This window comes from Prescottella equi (genome assembly GCF_020171745.1).
Lineage (GTDB): Bacteria > Actinomycetota > Actinomycetes > Mycobacteriales > Mycobacteriaceae > Prescottella > Prescottella equi_A.
In genome coordinates this window covers 200,035-213,902 of record NZ_JAIVAH010000012.1, presented here as the reverse complement: position 1 = coordinate 213,902, position 13,868 = coordinate 200,035, and the positions used below count along the sequence as shown (strand labels likewise).

The 13,868-nt window shown below is 70.4% G+C and carries 14 protein-coding genes; 3 read left to right on the top strand and 11 right to left on the bottom strand.

Features of this window, described 5'->3' with window-relative positions; genetic code table 11:
• Positions 1-15: 15 nt before the first annotated feature.
• Both LCL87_RS09760 and LCL87_RS09755 read right to left on the bottom strand, forming a co-directional pair.
• Positions 16-1,080 (bottom strand): Rv0497 family membrane protein, encoded by a 1,065-nt coding sequence (locus LCL87_RS09760; protein WP_225019088.1) that lies wholly within the window; start codon positions 1,078-1,080, stop codon positions 16-18.
• The gene (locus tag LCL87_RS09755) at positions 1,077-2,030 is read right to left on the bottom strand and encodes a Ppx/GppA phosphatase family protein (protein WP_225019086.1); all 954 of its coding nucleotides are present in this window, start codon (positions 2,028-2,030) and stop codon (positions 1,077-1,079) included. The genes LCL87_RS09760 and LCL87_RS09755 overlap by 4 nt, the downstream gene beginning before the upstream one ends.
• 66 nt (positions 2,031-2,096) lie before the next feature.
• On the opposite strand from LCL87_RS09755, the gene LCL87_RS09750 reads away from it, so the two are divergent.
• Positions 2,097-2,885, top strand: a complete 789-nt coding sequence (locus LCL87_RS09750) for a DUF3109 family protein (RefSeq protein ID WP_225019267.1) — start codon at positions 2,097-2,099, stop codon at positions 2,883-2,885.
• 69 nt (positions 2,886-2,954) lie between these two features.
• Here LCL87_RS09750 and LCL87_RS09745 read toward each other — a convergent pair whose 3' ends face one another.
• The 4 genes from LCL87_RS09745 to LCL87_RS09730 form a co-directional block, all read right to left on the bottom strand.
• Entirely contained in the window at positions 2,955-3,644 is a 690-nt protein-coding gene (locus LCL87_RS09745) for a response regulator transcription factor (protein WP_225019084.1), read from the bottom strand.
• Positions 3,641-4,885, bottom strand: a complete 1,245-nt coding sequence (locus LCL87_RS09740) for an ATP-binding protein (RefSeq protein ID WP_225019082.1) — start codon at positions 4,883-4,885, stop codon at positions 3,641-3,643. The genes LCL87_RS09745 and LCL87_RS09740 overlap by 4 nt, the downstream gene beginning before the upstream one ends.
• A 253-nt stretch (positions 4,886-5,138) precedes the next feature.
• Positions 5,139-5,894, bottom strand: a complete 756-nt coding sequence (locus LCL87_RS09735) for a phosphoglyceromutase (protein WP_225019265.1) — start codon at positions 5,892-5,894, stop codon at positions 5,139-5,141.
• Between the two features lie 58 nt (positions 5,895-5,952).
• Positions 5,953-6,267, bottom strand: a complete 315-nt coding sequence (locus LCL87_RS09730) for a putative quinol monooxygenase (protein ID WP_225019080.1) — start codon at positions 6,265-6,267, stop codon at positions 5,953-5,955.
• Positions 6,268-6,410: 143 nt separating this feature from the next.
• Here LCL87_RS09730 and LCL87_RS09725 point away from each other — a divergent pair, with 143 nt between their 5' ends.
• A complete protein-coding gene (locus LCL87_RS09725) occupies positions 6,411-8,018 on the top strand; it encodes an FAD-dependent monooxygenase (protein WP_225019078.1) in 1,608 nt (535 codons plus the stop codon).
• 154 nt (positions 8,019-8,172) lie between these two features.
• Here the strand turns inward: LCL87_RS09725 and LCL87_RS09720 are convergent, their stop codons facing one another.
• The 5 genes from LCL87_RS09720 to LCL87_RS09700 form a co-directional block, all read right to left on the bottom strand.
• Entirely contained in the window at positions 8,173-8,502 is a 330-nt protein-coding gene (locus LCL87_RS09720) for a transglycosylase family protein (RefSeq protein WP_225019076.1), read from the bottom strand.
• Between the two features lie 432 nt (positions 8,503-8,934).
• A complete protein-coding gene (locus LCL87_RS09715) occupies positions 8,935-9,489 on the bottom strand; it encodes a type III secretion system chaperone family protein (protein WP_225019074.1) in 555 nt (184 codons plus the stop codon).
• The gene (gene mshA, locus LCL87_RS09710) at positions 9,486-10,820 is read right to left on the bottom strand and encodes a D-inositol-3-phosphate glycosyltransferase (RefSeq protein ID WP_225019072.1); all 1,335 of its coding nucleotides are present in this window, start codon (positions 10,818-10,820) and stop codon (positions 9,486-9,488) included. Before mshA ends, LCL87_RS09715 begins: the two co-directional genes overlap by 4 nt.
• A gap of 25 nt (positions 10,821-10,845) precedes the next feature.
• Complete coding sequence (locus tag LCL87_RS09705) at positions 10,846-11,727, bottom strand: alpha/beta fold hydrolase (RefSeq protein WP_225019070.1); 882 nt, start codon at positions 11,725-11,727, stop codon at positions 10,846-10,848.
• A 23-nt stretch (positions 11,728-11,750) separates the two neighbouring features.
• Entirely contained in the window at positions 11,751-12,938 is a 1,188-nt protein-coding gene (locus LCL87_RS09700; RefSeq protein ID WP_225019069.1) for an MFS transporter, read from the bottom strand.
• Positions 12,939-13,058: 120 nt separating this feature from the next.
• Between LCL87_RS09700 and LCL87_RS09695 the strand changes: the two genes are divergently transcribed.
• Entirely contained in the window at positions 13,059-13,832 is a 774-nt protein-coding gene (locus LCL87_RS09695; protein WP_225019067.1) for a PIG-L family deacetylase, read from the top strand.
• The last annotated feature ends 36 nt before the right edge of the window (positions 13,833-13,868 follow it).

The following is a 13,868-nucleotide window of genomic DNA, read 5'->3' as shown; positions in this document are numbered from 1 at the left end:
CTCCGCCCGGTCCGGTCAGCTCGTGCTGAGCAGGAAGGCCAGGGGCCCGAGTGTGACGAACACACCCGCGACGACGGCGATGACCAGGCTCGTGATGTCGTCGGTACGGCGCAGGATCCGAACCATCGCCACCAGCCCGACGATCACCAGGACCGCGAGGATCAGGGCCACCATCGGCAGCATGTCCCACAGCTTCTCGAAGCCCTTGAACATCAACGCACCCGCGACGACCGCGACCGCACCCTGTCCCAGCAGTACCGCCCACTGCTTCGCGGCGCTCGGCTCGTCGGGCAGGTCCTCGGGGTCCGCGGGGCTCTCGTCGTCGAGATCGGCGTCCGCCGCGACGAAGTCGTCCTGAGCCGGCGCCGCATCGCCGTCCCGTCGGAGCAGATCGCCTGCGACGCTCTGGCCCGACAGCAGCCGCGGCTCCGGCTCCACGCTGTGCGCGAGGGACTTGGCCGGGACCGGCTCGAGAACCGTGGTCGCCGCCGACCGCCAGCCGGAGTCGAACGTGCGGTCGGCGGCCTTGCGGTCGTCGGCCTCGACGGCTCGGGTGATCAGGGTCGGGGCGTCGTCGACCGGCTTCGCGTCAACCGGCTTCGCGTCAACCGGCTTCGCGTCGACCGGCTTCACGTCGGCCTTCGGCGCCGGCTTCTCGGCGGCAGGCTTCGCGTCGACCGGCTTCGGGGCGGCCGGCTTCGCGTCGACCGGCTTCGGGGCGGTGACCTCTTCCGCGTCCGCCTTGTCGGCAGCATCGGCGTCGGCGAGCGAGAACGCGGCCGTGGCATCGACGTCCGGCGTCGGGGCGGGCTTTGCTTCGGCGGCGGGCGCCTCGACGGCAGGAGCCTCAGCGGGAGCCTCGGAGACCGGCGCCTCGGCCTCGGTCTCGCTTTCGCTCTCGGGCGTCTCCGATGTCGCGGCGCGGACGGCCTGGAACTCGCCGGTCAGTTCGGCGACGGAGATGCCGCCCTTGACACCGCGACGACGTCGGCCGCCGCCACCGGCACCGACGCGCTGGCCGTTACGGGCCAGCAGTTCTGCAACCGAGATTGCTTGGCTGTCGCCTTCGGGCTCAGTCATCGAGCGCTCACCACCAGTTCTCCACCCATATCCGTATCGAGCTTGCGAAGAATCAGACCCTCACGCAGTGCCCACGGGCAAATCTCGAGAGTGTCGATCCCCAGCGCGCGCATGCTGGCCTCCGCAACGAGAGCCCCGGCCACGATCTGCTGGGAACGGTCGGAGCTCACGCCCTCCAATTCTGCACGGTCCGCCGCCGTCATCCGCGAAATGAACGCGATCAGCTGTCGCAGCCCGCTCGCGGTGAGGGTGCGCTTGACGCGCGGACCTGCACCGGAGGGTGCGGCGCCGGTGAGCCGGGCGAGGGATCGGAAGGTCTTGGAGGTGCCGACGCACAGGTCCGCGCCGCCCGAGGCGCGCAGTTGCTTGGCGGGGGCGGCCAGTTCGGCGTCGAGCCAGTCCCGCAGGACGGCGACGCGGCGCTTGCCGGGCGGGTCCTCCTGCAGCCAGTCCCGGGTGAGGCGGCCGGCGCCGAGTTGCAGCGAGAAGGCGACGTCGGGGTCCTCGTCGCCGCCGCAGGTCAGCTCGAGCGAGCCGCCGCCGATGTCGAGGTTGAGGATGCGTCCGGCGCTCCAGCCGTACCAGCGGCGCACCGCGAGGAAGGTCAGCCGGGCCTCGTCGACGCCCGAGAGGACCTCGAGGTTCACGCCGGTCTCGGTGCGCACGCGGGCGAGGACGGCGTCGGAGTTGTTGGCGTCCCGGACGGCGGACGTCGCGAAGGCCATCAGCTCGCCACAGCCCGACGACCTGGCGATACCCGCGAAGTCGTTCACCGTCTCGACCAACCGGTCGGCCCCGAACGAGGTGATGTCCCCGCGGTCGTCCGTGTTCTCGGCAAGCCGTAGAGCGGCTTTCGTTGAACTCATCGGGGTGGGGTGCCCACCACGATGTGCGTCCACCACGAGCAGGTGGACGGTGTTGCTTCCGACGTCGAGTACCCCAAGGCGCACACGGTTACGGTACTGGGTCTACCGTCGGGCACTGTGACAGCAGGCAGCACCGACAGGTCCCACAAGTTGGCTCCCGCGCCGGAAGTAGATCTCGATTTCCCCCGCGAGTGGGTGCAGTTCGTCGATCCGGAGAACGCCGAGCACACCATCAAAGCCGACATGACGTGGCTTCTTTCCCGCTGGACCTGCGTGTTCGGCACCCCCGCATGCCAGGGCACGGTCCCCGACCGGCCCGACGACGGCTGCTGCTCGCACGGCGCTTTCCTGTCCGACGAGGAGGACCGCGAGAAGCTCGACAACGCGGTGAAAATGCTCACACCGGACGACTGGCAGCTCATGGAGAAGGGCCTCGGGAAGAAGGGGTACCTCGAGGAGGACGATCTCGAGGACGAGCCCGCGCTGCGCACCCGCAAGTACAAGGGCGCATGCATCTTCCTCAACCGGCCCGGACACCCCGGCGGCATCGGGTGCGCACTGCACCAGATGGCGCTGCGCAAGGGCATCGAGCCGCTCGAGGTGAAGCCCGAGGTGTGCTGGCAGCTGCCGATCCGTCGGACGCAGGAGTGGGTGGACCGCCCCGACGGCGAGCAGATCCTCGAGACCACGATCACCGAGTACGACCGCCGCGGCTGGGGCGAGGGCGGCGAGGACCTGGAGTGGTACTGCTCGGGCTCCCCCGACGCGCACGTCGGCACCCGGCCGGTGTGGCAGTCGTACGCCCCGGAACTCACCGAACTGCTCGGCAAGGCCGTGTACGACGAACTGGCGTCGCTGTGCCGCCGGCGGGCGGGCCTGGGCCTGATCGCCGTGCATCCCGCGACCACCGCCGCGCAGGCGAAGGCGCAGCAGGACTGACACCCTTGTGGCCGAATGTCACACGCGTTCAGTCCAACCGAACGTGTGTGACATCCGGCCACAGAGGACTCACTCCTCGAGCTTGTACCCGAGGCCGCGAACCGTCACCAGGTGCTTCGGCTTGCCGGGATCGCCCTCGATCTTGGCGCGCAACCGCTTGACGTGGACGTCGAGCGTCTTGGTGTCGCCCACGTAGTCGGCGCCCCACACCCGGTCGATCAACTGGCCGCGGGTGAGCACCCGGCCGGAGTTGCGCAGCAGGTACTCGAGCAGGTCGAACTCCTTGAGCGGCAACGTGACCGGGTCGCCGTTCACGTGCACCAGGTGGCGCTCGACGTCCATCCGGACCGGACCGGCCGCGAGGACGCCGTCGTCCACGTCGGTGGCGGCCTCGTTGTCGACGCCGCGGCGCAGCACCGCCCGGATGCGGGCGATCAGTTCCCGGGCCGAGTACGGCTTGGTGACGTAGTCGTCGGCGCCGAGTTCGAGGCCGACCACCTTGTCGATCTCGCTGTCGCGCGCGGTGACCATGATGACCGGCACCGACGACTTGGCGCGCAACTGCTTGCAGACGTCGGTTCCGCTCATGCCGGGCAGCATGACGTCGAGCAGGACGATGTCGGCGCCGGAGCGCTCGAACTCGGCCAGCGCGGACGGACCGTCACCCACGACGGTCGTCTCGAAGCCCTCCTTGCGGAGCAGGAACGCCAGCGGATCGGCCAGCGATTCCTCGTCCTCCACGATCAGCACACTCGTCAACGGTTGGCCTCCAGGCTCGTGGCGGCGGCGCCTCGCGCCGCGGCCTTCTTGTCGTTCATCGGGGAATCACGGCTCTCGCCCGCCGCGGCGGCGGACTCGGGTGGAACGGTCTCGAAATGCGCGGGGATCCGCAGTGTGAACGTGGACCCGGTGCCGGGCCGGCTCCACAGGTCGATGGATCCGTTGTGGTTGGCGGCGACGTGCTTGACGATCGCCAGGCCCAGCCCGGTGCCGCCGGTCGCCCGGGAGCGGGCCTTGTCGACGCGGAAGAACCGCTCGAAGACGCGTTCCTGGTCTTCCTTGGCGATACCGATGCCGCGGTCGGTGACGGCGATCGCGACGTCGTCGCCGCGGACGGTGCGGCTCACCGACACCGGGGTGCCCTTCGGGGAGTACGCGATGGCGTTCTCGACGAGGTTCGACAGGGCCGTCACGAGCAGCGTGCGGTCGCCCATCACCTCGAGCCCGCTCGGGGCGTCGGCGTGGACGGTGATGTCCGCGGCCTCGGCGGCCACGCTGGACCGGCGCAGCGCCTCGGCGATGACGTCGTCGACGTCGACCACCTCGAGGTCGGGCAGCTTCTCCGCCCCCTGCAGGCGCGACAGCGCGATCAGTTCGGTGACCATGTTGCCCAGGCGGCCGGACTCGCTCAGCACCCGCTGACCGAAGTAGCGGACCGAGTCGGGGTCGTCGGCCGATTCGAGCAGCGCCTCCGCGAGCAGCCCCATCGCGCCGACCGGGGTCTTGAGTTCGTGACTCACGTTCGCGACGAAGTCGCGGCGGGTGGCCTCCATCCGAACCTGCTCGGAGTCGTCGTCGGCGAACACCACGACGAAGCGGCGGTCCTCCTCGCTCAGCAGCCGCGCGACGCCGCGCACGGCGATCTTGTCGCGGCCGCGCTGCGGTGTGCGCGCTGTCAGGTCGATCTCGACCGGCTCCCCCGTCGCGAGCACGTCGGTGGCGGCGACCCACGCACGGTCGTCGAGCATCCGGTTGCGGACCAGCCCGAGTTCCTCGGCCCGCGGATTGACCAGCACCACGTCGTTGAACTTGTCGACGACGGCGATGCCGCTCTCCGAGGTGAGGACGATCAGGTCGAGCACCTGGGACATGGTCAGGCCCGCCTGGGCCTGCTGGCGCTCGGCGTGACGCGCGCTCAGTCGGGGAACGACGACCCCGCCGACGATGCAACCGACGATTGCGGTCGCGACGGCCAAGATTACGGCCTGAACAACAGTCACACGTGAATCGTACGTTCGCACGGACGGTGCACGAAGGCGGGTGTGACCGTTTTCTCGCACGTCACAGGCCCGAGAGCTGGCGTTTTCCGCCTGTTCACCGTTTGTTTCCCGGCCCCCTCGCGTTTCGCGCACTTATCGCGCTCCGGACGCAGAAAACCCCGCGTTTCGCGCACTTGACGCGGGCCCGGAGGGGCCGTTGTCGCGACAAGTGCGCGAAACGCGGGGCTGAGATCAGGCGCGGAACCTGGGGAAGCTACTTGGCGCCCTGGTTCGCGACGGCGGCGGCGCCGGCCGCGGCGGCAGCCGGATCCAGGTAGGTGCCACCCGGGTTGAGCGGCTTCAGGTTCTCGTCGAGGTCGTAGCGCAGCGGGATGCCGGTCGGGATGTTCAGGCCCGCGATGTCCTCGTCGGAGATGCCGTCGAGGTGCTTGACCAGCGCGCGCAGCGAGTTGCCGTGCGCGGTGACCAGGACGGTCTTGCCCGCCTTGAGGTCGGCGGCGATGGTCTCGTCCCAGTACGGGATGAGGCGCTTGACGACGTCGAGCAGGCACTCGGTCAGCGGGACCTCGGGCAGGTCGGCGTAGCGCGCGTCCTGGTCCTGGCTGTACTCGCTGCCGGCCTCGATGGCGGGCGGCGGGGTGTCGTAGCTGCGACGCCACAGCATGAACTGGTCCTCGCCGAACTCGGCCTTGGTCTGGGCCTTGTTCTTGCCCTGCAGTGCGCCGTAGTGGCGCTCGTTGAGACGCCAGTCGCGCACGACGGGGATCCAGTGGCGGTCGCACGCGTCGAGCGCGAGGTTCGCGGTGCTGATCGCGCGACGCAGCAGCGACGTGTAGAGCACATCCGGGAGCAGGTTGTGCTCGGCGAGCAGTTCACCGGCACGCTTGCCCTCGGCCATGCCCTTGTCGGTGAGGTGCACGTCCACCCAGCCGGTGAAGAGGTTCAGCGCGTTCCATTCGCTCTCGCCGTGGCGGAGCAGCACAAGTGTTCCGGTACTCATGCCCCCAATCCTGGCATGACCCGTTCCGGCGTCTGCGACAGCCGTCGGTGCGCACCCCGCGGCTTCGTCACGACAGGCCGACGGTGTGGTGCGACTCCCACTTCTCGATCACCGGCCCGAACTCGTCGAGGAACGCCCGGACGTGCGCCGTCGTGCCGTGATCGTCGAGCGCCTGACGGCTGTCCCAGTGCTCGAAACAGTGGAACAGCGCCGGGTCGTCGAGGTCCCGATAGAACTCGTAGGTCAGGCAGCCCGGTTCGGCGAGCGTCGGCTCCACCAGGTCGAGCATCGCTCGCGCCGCGCGGTCTGCGTGGTCGGGCCGGACCGTGACCCGGATGAATGCGGTGTGCACGTCGGATGTGTCCTCTCGCCGATCGAACATGTCGCCACACCGTAAGAGGCGCAACACAAATGGCGGCAGGACCCCTCCCGCGGAACGGGAGGTGCCGGGATCTCGCGAATCCGCCGCGTCTTCGCCGCCACGGAGCCCACAATGATGCCGACCCGACGGAAGGGAAAGGCGCTATGCGCTTCGAGACGGAAGTCCTGGTGGTGGGCGCGGGCCCGGTGGGTCTGACGGCCGCCCTCGAACTGCGCCGCCGCGGCATCGACGTCGCGATCGTGGACGGTCTGACCGAGCCTCCGCAGTATGCGAAGGCCGTCGGCATCCAGCCCCGAACCCTCGAGGTGTGGGACGCGATGGGAGTGCTCCGCCCCGCGCTCGACGCGTCGACCCCGATGCGCGGCCAGGTCGTCTACGTCGACGGCGCACTCTCGACCAGGCTCGATCTCACGCTGCCCGACGACGTCCCGTACGGCTTCGTCGCGATGCCTCAGTACGCGACGGAGCGGGTGCTGACCGAGGCGCTGACCGATCGGGGCACCCCGATCCGCCGGGGCGTCGAACTGGCCGGCTTCACGCAGGCTGCCGACGGCGTGACGGCGACGCTGCGCCACGGCGACCTCGAATTCACCGTCACCGCCGAGTATCTGGTGGGCTGCGACGGCGCGCACAGCACCGTCCGGAAGGGGCTCGGCGTCTCCTTCGAGGGCGATGCGTTTCCCGAGGAGTACATGCTCGCCGACGTCGAGGTGGACTGGTCGATGCCGGAAGGCTACGGCGTCCGAGCGATGCGCACCCAGGACGGGCAGACCGCCGACATCATGGTGTGCATCCCGCTGCCGGGCACCGGGCGCTACCGGATCTCGTCGCTGGTCTCCCCCGACCTCGCCACCGCGCCGAAGGATTCCGGAGCGGTGGCCCACGGCTTCGAGGCCGGACGCAGGCCCACGCTCGATCACATCCAGGCGGTGCTCGACCGGCTCTCCCCCGAGCCGACGCGGGCTCGGAACCTGCGGTGGTCGTCGGTGTTCCGGATCAGTCACCGCCTCGCGGGCAGCTATTCGGCGGGCCGGGTCTTCCTCGCGGGTGACGCCGCCCACATCCATCCGCCCACCGGCGCGCAGGGGATGAACACCGGCATCCAGGACGCCTACAACCTCGGCTGGAAGATCGCGCTGGCCGTGCGGGGCCACGCCGCCGACGGTCTGCTCGACAGCTACGACGCCGAACGACGGCCGATCGGCGAGGAGGTCGTCGGCCGCACGGTGCGCCATGCGCGCGCGGGAATCGGTGCGGGCGCGACGGATCCGCAGCGAATACTGCTTCGTGAGGCGCAACTCCTGGTCGGGTATCGCGACAGCCCGCTCGTCGACGGCGGGCCGGGCGAACCGGCTCCCGGCGATCGCGCCCCGGACGCGTCGGGCCTACGGCAGGACACCGTCGCGGCCCCGGTCCGCGTGCACGACCTACTCCGCCATCCCGGTCACACCCTGCTGTTGTGGGCGCCGAGTGCGTCGGACATCGACTCCCACCACGTGACTGCCAGGTCGGTCACCGACAGGTACGGCCCGCTGGTGCGGTCGTACGTGATCACGCCCGATGCCTCGGCGACCGCAGCGGGCACGGTCCTGCACGACGCCGAGACCCGCTTCGCGAAGGCCTACGGCGTCGGCGCCGTGCCCGCGGCTGTCGCGGTTCGCCCGGACGGCTGTCTCGGGTACCGCGGCGATTCACCGACGTTCGGCGATCTGACCCGGCACCTCGACCGGACGTTGCTCCCCCGCAGCTGACCCACCGCGCGGGGCGAGGTCCGATGACGGGCGGTCGAGGTCCGCGCCCCCGACACGGCCGAAGGGTCCCTTCGTGCGCTCGTAGCGCGCGAAGGGACCCTTCAGCTCGTCCGACGGGGCTCAGCCCAGCCCGGCTGTCGAACTCAGTGATCGATCAGAGGTACTGACCGCACACCGGCCATGCACCGCGGCCCTGACCGGCCAGCACGTTCTCGGCGACGCGGATCTGCTCCTCGCGCGAGTTGTTGTGGGCCATGCCCGAGCCACCGAAGGACTGCCACGTGCTTGCGGTGAACTGCAGGCCGCCATAGAAGCCGTTGCCGGTGTTCGCGGCCCAGTCGCCGCTGCTCTCGCACTGCGCGACGGCGTCCCAGTTGCCCGAGGCGGCGTTGGCGGTGCCGGCGCTCAGGGCGAACGGGGCGGCGACGAGGGCGGTGGTGGCGGCGACGGTACCGATGGTGCGCTTGATGTTGAACTTAGCCATGGGGGGTGGATCCTCTCCGTATTGCGGGCGAGGCGGCCTGCGGACGAAATGACATCGATCCGGGCTCTGGGTTGGGCCTCGCTTCTGCCCCTCGAAGGTCTTGCTCTGTCCGATCCCGCGGGGCAGAGCCGGCGGCGGCGGGTCGGGGTCTTGCTCTCTTGCGGTTGTTGCTTCTCGAGTTCGTTCGTCTCGAGCTGGTTACAACCGTAGGCGCCGATCACGGATAGGTCACGGGTCGATTTTGTGAGACGGCCGTACGTGAAATAGGCCATGATCTGGTAAAAGTCGCAGCTCAGGCATCAAGAAGCGCACCGGGACACCGGCGTCGTTGCATAGTCGTTATGTGACTCAGGTCACATGAAATGAGTGAACGGGGTCACGAAATCTCGGCCGTATAACGGCTCGGATGCCCCTGGGACGAGCCGCGGAGCGCTACCGAGACCGGGGATCGGGGCCCCAGCCGGCCCCGCTCGGCGCGTCCTGCGCATCCTCGACGAGATGCTTGAACGGCTCGAGGTTCGCGAGCGACTCGCCCCGCGACACCCGCCAGGCCCACTCACGCTTGATCGACGACGCGAAGCCCAGTTCGAGCAGCGTGTTGAAGTCGCCGTCCGCCGCCTCGAGGATCGAGCCGAGCACGCGATCCAGTTCCGCCCCGGTCACCGCGTGCGCGGAGATGCGGCCCACCAGATAGATGTCGCCGATCTTGTCGATCGTGTAGTACGCCCCGTACAGCCTGCGGTTACGGCGCAACAGGTACTTGTAGACGCCCTCGAAGTTCTCGTCGGGCTTGCGGCACACGAACGCCTCGACCCGGATGCCGTGGTTGCCGACGGTGAGCAGCGTCGTCGTCTTGAGCTTGTGCTCGCCGGGCAGTTCCACGACGAACTGGTTCTCGCCCTGGCGGCTGAACTCGAGTTCGCGCTCCTTCAGCGCCGCGTCGATGACGTCGATGACGACGTCCGCCGTCGGTTCCTGTTCGCTCACGCCCGCACTCCGCTCGTCCGACGCAACTTCCACAACCCGCGCGACCTACGCTGCCAGAGTTCCCCGCCGTCGGCTCGGTGATACATCGCGGTCGCGGCCCGGTAGCTCGCCAGCAGCGCGTCCGCCGTGTGCTCCCACGAGAAGTTCTCGGCGTGCCGCGGCGCGCGCGCGGCCAGTTCGTCGAGGCGATCCGGCGCCGCCACGAGAGACTCGAGCGCCGCCGCCCAGTCGTCGATGCGGTGCCCCTGGACCAGCAGACCGGTCTGCCCGTCCCGCACGGCCACGCCCAGCCCGCCGACGTCGGCCGCGATCACCGGCGTGCCGCACGCCTGCGCCTCGATCGCGACGAGTCCGAACGACTCCGAATAGCTCGGCACCGCAACGAGATCCGATGCCCGGTAGACGTCGGCAAGCTGGTCGGGCGGCTGCGGCGGCAGGAACGTCACGCGCGCGGTGATACCCAGTGCGGCGGCCAACTCGATCAGCGAATCCGGCCGCTCGAGCCCGGTGCCGGAGGGTCCGCCGACCACCAGCACGCGCAGCGGCAGGTCCGGGCGGCGGGCGGCCACCTCGGCCGCGGCGCGCAGCAGGACATCGGGTGCCTTGAGTGGCTGGATCCGGCCGACGAACGTCACGACCGTCTCGGACGGATCGAGACCGAGCGCCGCACGGGCGGCGAGGCGGTCACCGGGCCGGTAGCGCGTCAGGTCGGCGCCGGGCGCGACGATGTCGATCTTGTCCGCGGACGCCCCGTAGGTGGCGGTGAGCTGCGCCGCCTCGTCGACGGTGTTGGCGGTCAGCCGGTCGGCCTCCGCGACCACCTGCTGTTCGCCGATCTGCCGGGCCGCGGGCTCCGGCGTGTCACCCTCTGCGAGCGCCGCGTTCTTGACGGCCGCCAACGTGTGCGCGGTGTGTACCAGCGGCACGCCCCACCGGTCACGGGCCAGCCAGCCCACCTGCCCGGACAGCCAGTAGTGCGAGTGCACGAGGTCGTAGTGGCCGGGCTCGTGCCGGACTTCCTCCCGCAGCACGCCGGCCGCGAACGCGCACAGCTGCGTCGGCAGTTCGTGCTTGTCGAGACCCTCGTACGGACCGGCCGCGACGTTTCGGACCCTCACGCCCGGCGCGGCGTCCTGCACCACCGGGTCGGCCGACGACGTCGCACGGGTGAAGATGTCGACCTCGACACCGCGGCGCGCAAGCTGGATCGCAGTCTGCAGCACGTACACGTTCATTCCACCCGCGTCACCGGTTCCCGGCTGGGCCAGCGGCGACGTGTGTACGGACAGAACCGCGACCCGCCTCGGCGTCGCATTGTGCTTGGGTGTCACGCGTCCATACTGCCCTGTCGCTCTGTCAGGAGGTAATTGCGGCCGCGGTGTTCTCGCCGACCGGGACACCCTCGACGGCGGCCGACAGGAACGCGTCGACCTCGCCGACGAACCGCTCCGGATCCTCGACGAACGGGCCGTGCCCGCAGCCCTCCCAGTACGACGCGGTCGCGTGCGGGATCAGCGCGGCGGCATGCTCACCGGCGGAGACGTCGACGACGGCGTCGGTGGTGCCGTGCAGCACCAGCGCCGGAACGTCGAGCGCGCGCAGCAGGTCGTCGTGGCCGGCGGCCCGCCGGAACAGCGCCGACCGCACCCGCGGCGGCGTGGACAGGCTCGCCCCGAACAGCGCCTGCGACCATGCGCCCTTGCCGGCGTCGTCGCCGATCGGACCGGTCAGGGCGGTCCCGAAGCTGCCCAGTGCCCGGGTCGCGACGTCGGGGTCCTCGGCCATGGCGGCGGGGATCGCGGCCTTCATCGCCGATCCCACCGCGCCGCCGGCCTCGCCGCGTCCGATGCTCGTGATCGCGCCGACGAAGACCACCGCGTCGACGGCGCCCGTCCCGTGCGCGGCCAGGTAGTCGCAGATCACCAGCCCGCCGTACGACCAGCCCAGCAGGGCCGCGCCCGACGTGATCCGCTCCGCCGAGAGCACCGCGTCGACGTCGGCGGCCCAGTTCGCGGAGTCGTCGTAGCCGGCGGCAGGGGCGTCGGAGTAGCCGTGCCCGCGCAGGTCGACGGCGATCACCCGGTACCGCTCCGACAGCGCACCGAGGACGTCGTCGCCCCAGCAGCGCGACGACTGGGCCCACCCGTGGAGCAGGACGAGCGGTCGGGCCTCCGAGTTACCGAACGTTCGATAGACGATGGTGGTGCCGTCGGCACTGACGGTTTCGCGGATGGCCATGCGGCCACCCTAAGGGGCAGCGGTCAGCGACTGCTGCGCGCGCGGTGCAGGAGGTACGCGGCCAGCGCGACGACCAGGGCCACCGCACCCGCGCCCACCGTGACCGCGAAGCCGGCCCGGGTGCCGAAGCGGTCGATCATCTGGCCGGCGAGCGCCGAACCGACCGCGACACCGACGCCGAGGCCCGTCACCGTCCACGTGATGCCCTCGGTGAGCTTGTGATGCGGGACGACCGTCTCGACGAGCGTCGTCGCGATGATCAGCGTCGGGGCGACCGAGATGCCGGCGAGCGCGAGGGCCGCGGTGAGCGTCGGGATCGAGTCGACGAGCAGCAGCGGCCACACCAGCACCGCGACGACGACCGTGGCGAACACCAGTTGGCGGCGCAGCGCCGCACCGGGTCGCAGCGCGCCGAACACGATGCCCGCCACCGCGGACCCACCCGCGAACAGGGCGAGCGCGATCGTCGCGGCCGCAGGGGCTCCCCGATCGGTCGCGAACGCGATGCTCGTGACGTCGACGGACCCGAAGATCGTGCCCATCCCGAGCATCACCGCGACCAGCGCCCAGATCGCCGGGTTCCGGACCACCGAGGCGCCGCCGGACGTATCGTGCTCGGCGACCGCAGGTTCGGTGCCGCGCTGCGCGACGAGCGCGAACGTGCCGACCACCAGCAGGATCAGCGCCAGCAGCGGACCGGCCTCGGGGAACACCGACACCGACAGCCCGACCGAGATCACCGGACCGGCGATGAAACAGACCTCGTCGAGCACCGACTCGAACGCGAACGCGGTGCGCAACTGCGGTTGCCCGCGGTACAGCGCCGTCCATCGGGCGCGGACCATCGCGCCGATCGTCGGCATGCAGCCGGCCGGGATCGCGAGCAGGAACAACACGAAGTCGGGCGTCTCGAGGCGCACGCACAGCAGCATCGCGGCGAGCGCGCACGCGCTCACCGCGGAGGCGGCCGGCAGCACCCGCCGCTGCCCGTACCGGTCCACGGCCCGCGACACCAGCGGCGTGATCGCGGCGTAGGAGAGGGCGAACACCGCCGAGAGCGCTCCGGCCACGCCGTAGTCGCCGCGCAGCTGCGACAGCATCGTCACGATGCCGATGCCGACCATCGCGATCGGCAACCGGGCGACGAACCCCGCGGCGGAGAACGCGGCGGACCCGCGGGCGGAGAAGATCTCCCGGTAGGTGCCGATCATTGCCGGTCTCTCTCCTGACGCATCCGCGACGAGGCGCGCCCGCGCCGGCCGGTAACCAGTTGTCGAGAGAAGTCTCGCACCCTTGCCCCGGGGCTCGATCGGCGTGTAAGCATTCTCCGCATGAGCGTTCTGGTCTGCTTCCACGCACATCCCGACGACGAGGTCTTCGTGACCGGCGGGGTGATGCGCCAGGCCGCCGATGCCGGGCACCGGGTCGTGGTGGTCACCGCGACCGACGGGGCGCTCGGCGAGGTGCCGGACGGCGTGCTCGCCGACGGCGAGACCCTGGCGCAGCGGCGCCGTCGCGAACTCGAGGCGTCGACGAGCGTGCTGGGCGCGCATCGGGTGGTGATGCTGCACTACGCCGACTCGGGCATGGCCGGCACGCCGGAGAACGCGAACCCCGACGCCTTCTGCAACGTCGACGTCGAGACCGCCGCGGCCCGCCTCGCGGAGATCCTGCGCGAGGAGGACGCGGACGTACTCACGATCTACGACCCCAACGGCGGGTACGGCCATCCCGATCACGTGCAGGTCCACCACGTCGGCGTCCGCGCGGCCGAGCTGGCGGACGTCCCGCACGTGTACGAAGCCGCGGTCAGCCGCGACCACATCCGGCGCATGATGGCGGCGAACCCGGAGTGGAGCGAGGAGGCGACCCCTCCCGACTTCGACACCTTCGGCCTCTCCGACGACGAGATCACGACCGTCGTCGACGTCACGGCCGCGTTGGCCGCGAAGCGCGCGGCGATGCTCGCGCACGAGACGCAGATCGGCGACTTCGGCCCGTTCCTGCAGATGCCGGAGGAGCAGCTGCACGCCGCGTTCGGCCAGGAATGGTTCCGCCGCCGCGGGGCGCCGACCGGACTGGCCGAGACCGCACTCCCCCTGTAATACCGCTAACTGCCTGCGGATTCACCGCGCGCGGAC

Coding starts and splice junctions, on each gene's coding strand:
- LCL87_RS09760 (WP_225019088.1), bottom strand. CDS start 1,080: ATGACTGAGCCCGAAGGCGACAGCCAAGCAATCTCGGTTGCAGAACTG.
- LCL87_RS09730 (WP_225019080.1), bottom strand. CDS start 6,267: ATGTTCGATCGGCGAGAGGACACATCCGACGTGCACACCGCATTCATC.
- LCL87_RS09705 (WP_225019070.1), bottom strand. CDS start 11,727: ATGGCCATCCGCGAAACCGTCAGTGCCGACGGCACCACCATCGTCTAT.
- LCL87_RS09725 (WP_225019078.1), top strand. CDS start 6,411: ATGCGCTTCGAGACGGAAGTCCTGGTGGTGGGCGCGGGCCCGGTGGGT.
- LCL87_RS09695 (WP_225019067.1), top strand. CDS start 13,059: ATGAGCGTTCTGGTCTGCTTCCACGCACATCCCGACGACGAGGTCTTC.
- LCL87_RS09720 (WP_225019076.1), bottom strand. CDS start 8,502: ATGGCTAAGTTCAACATCAAGCGCACCATCGGTACCGTCGCCGCCACC.
- LCL87_RS09700 (WP_225019069.1), bottom strand. CDS start 12,938: ATGATCGGCACCTACCGGGAGATCTTCTCCGCCCGCGGGTCCGCCGCG.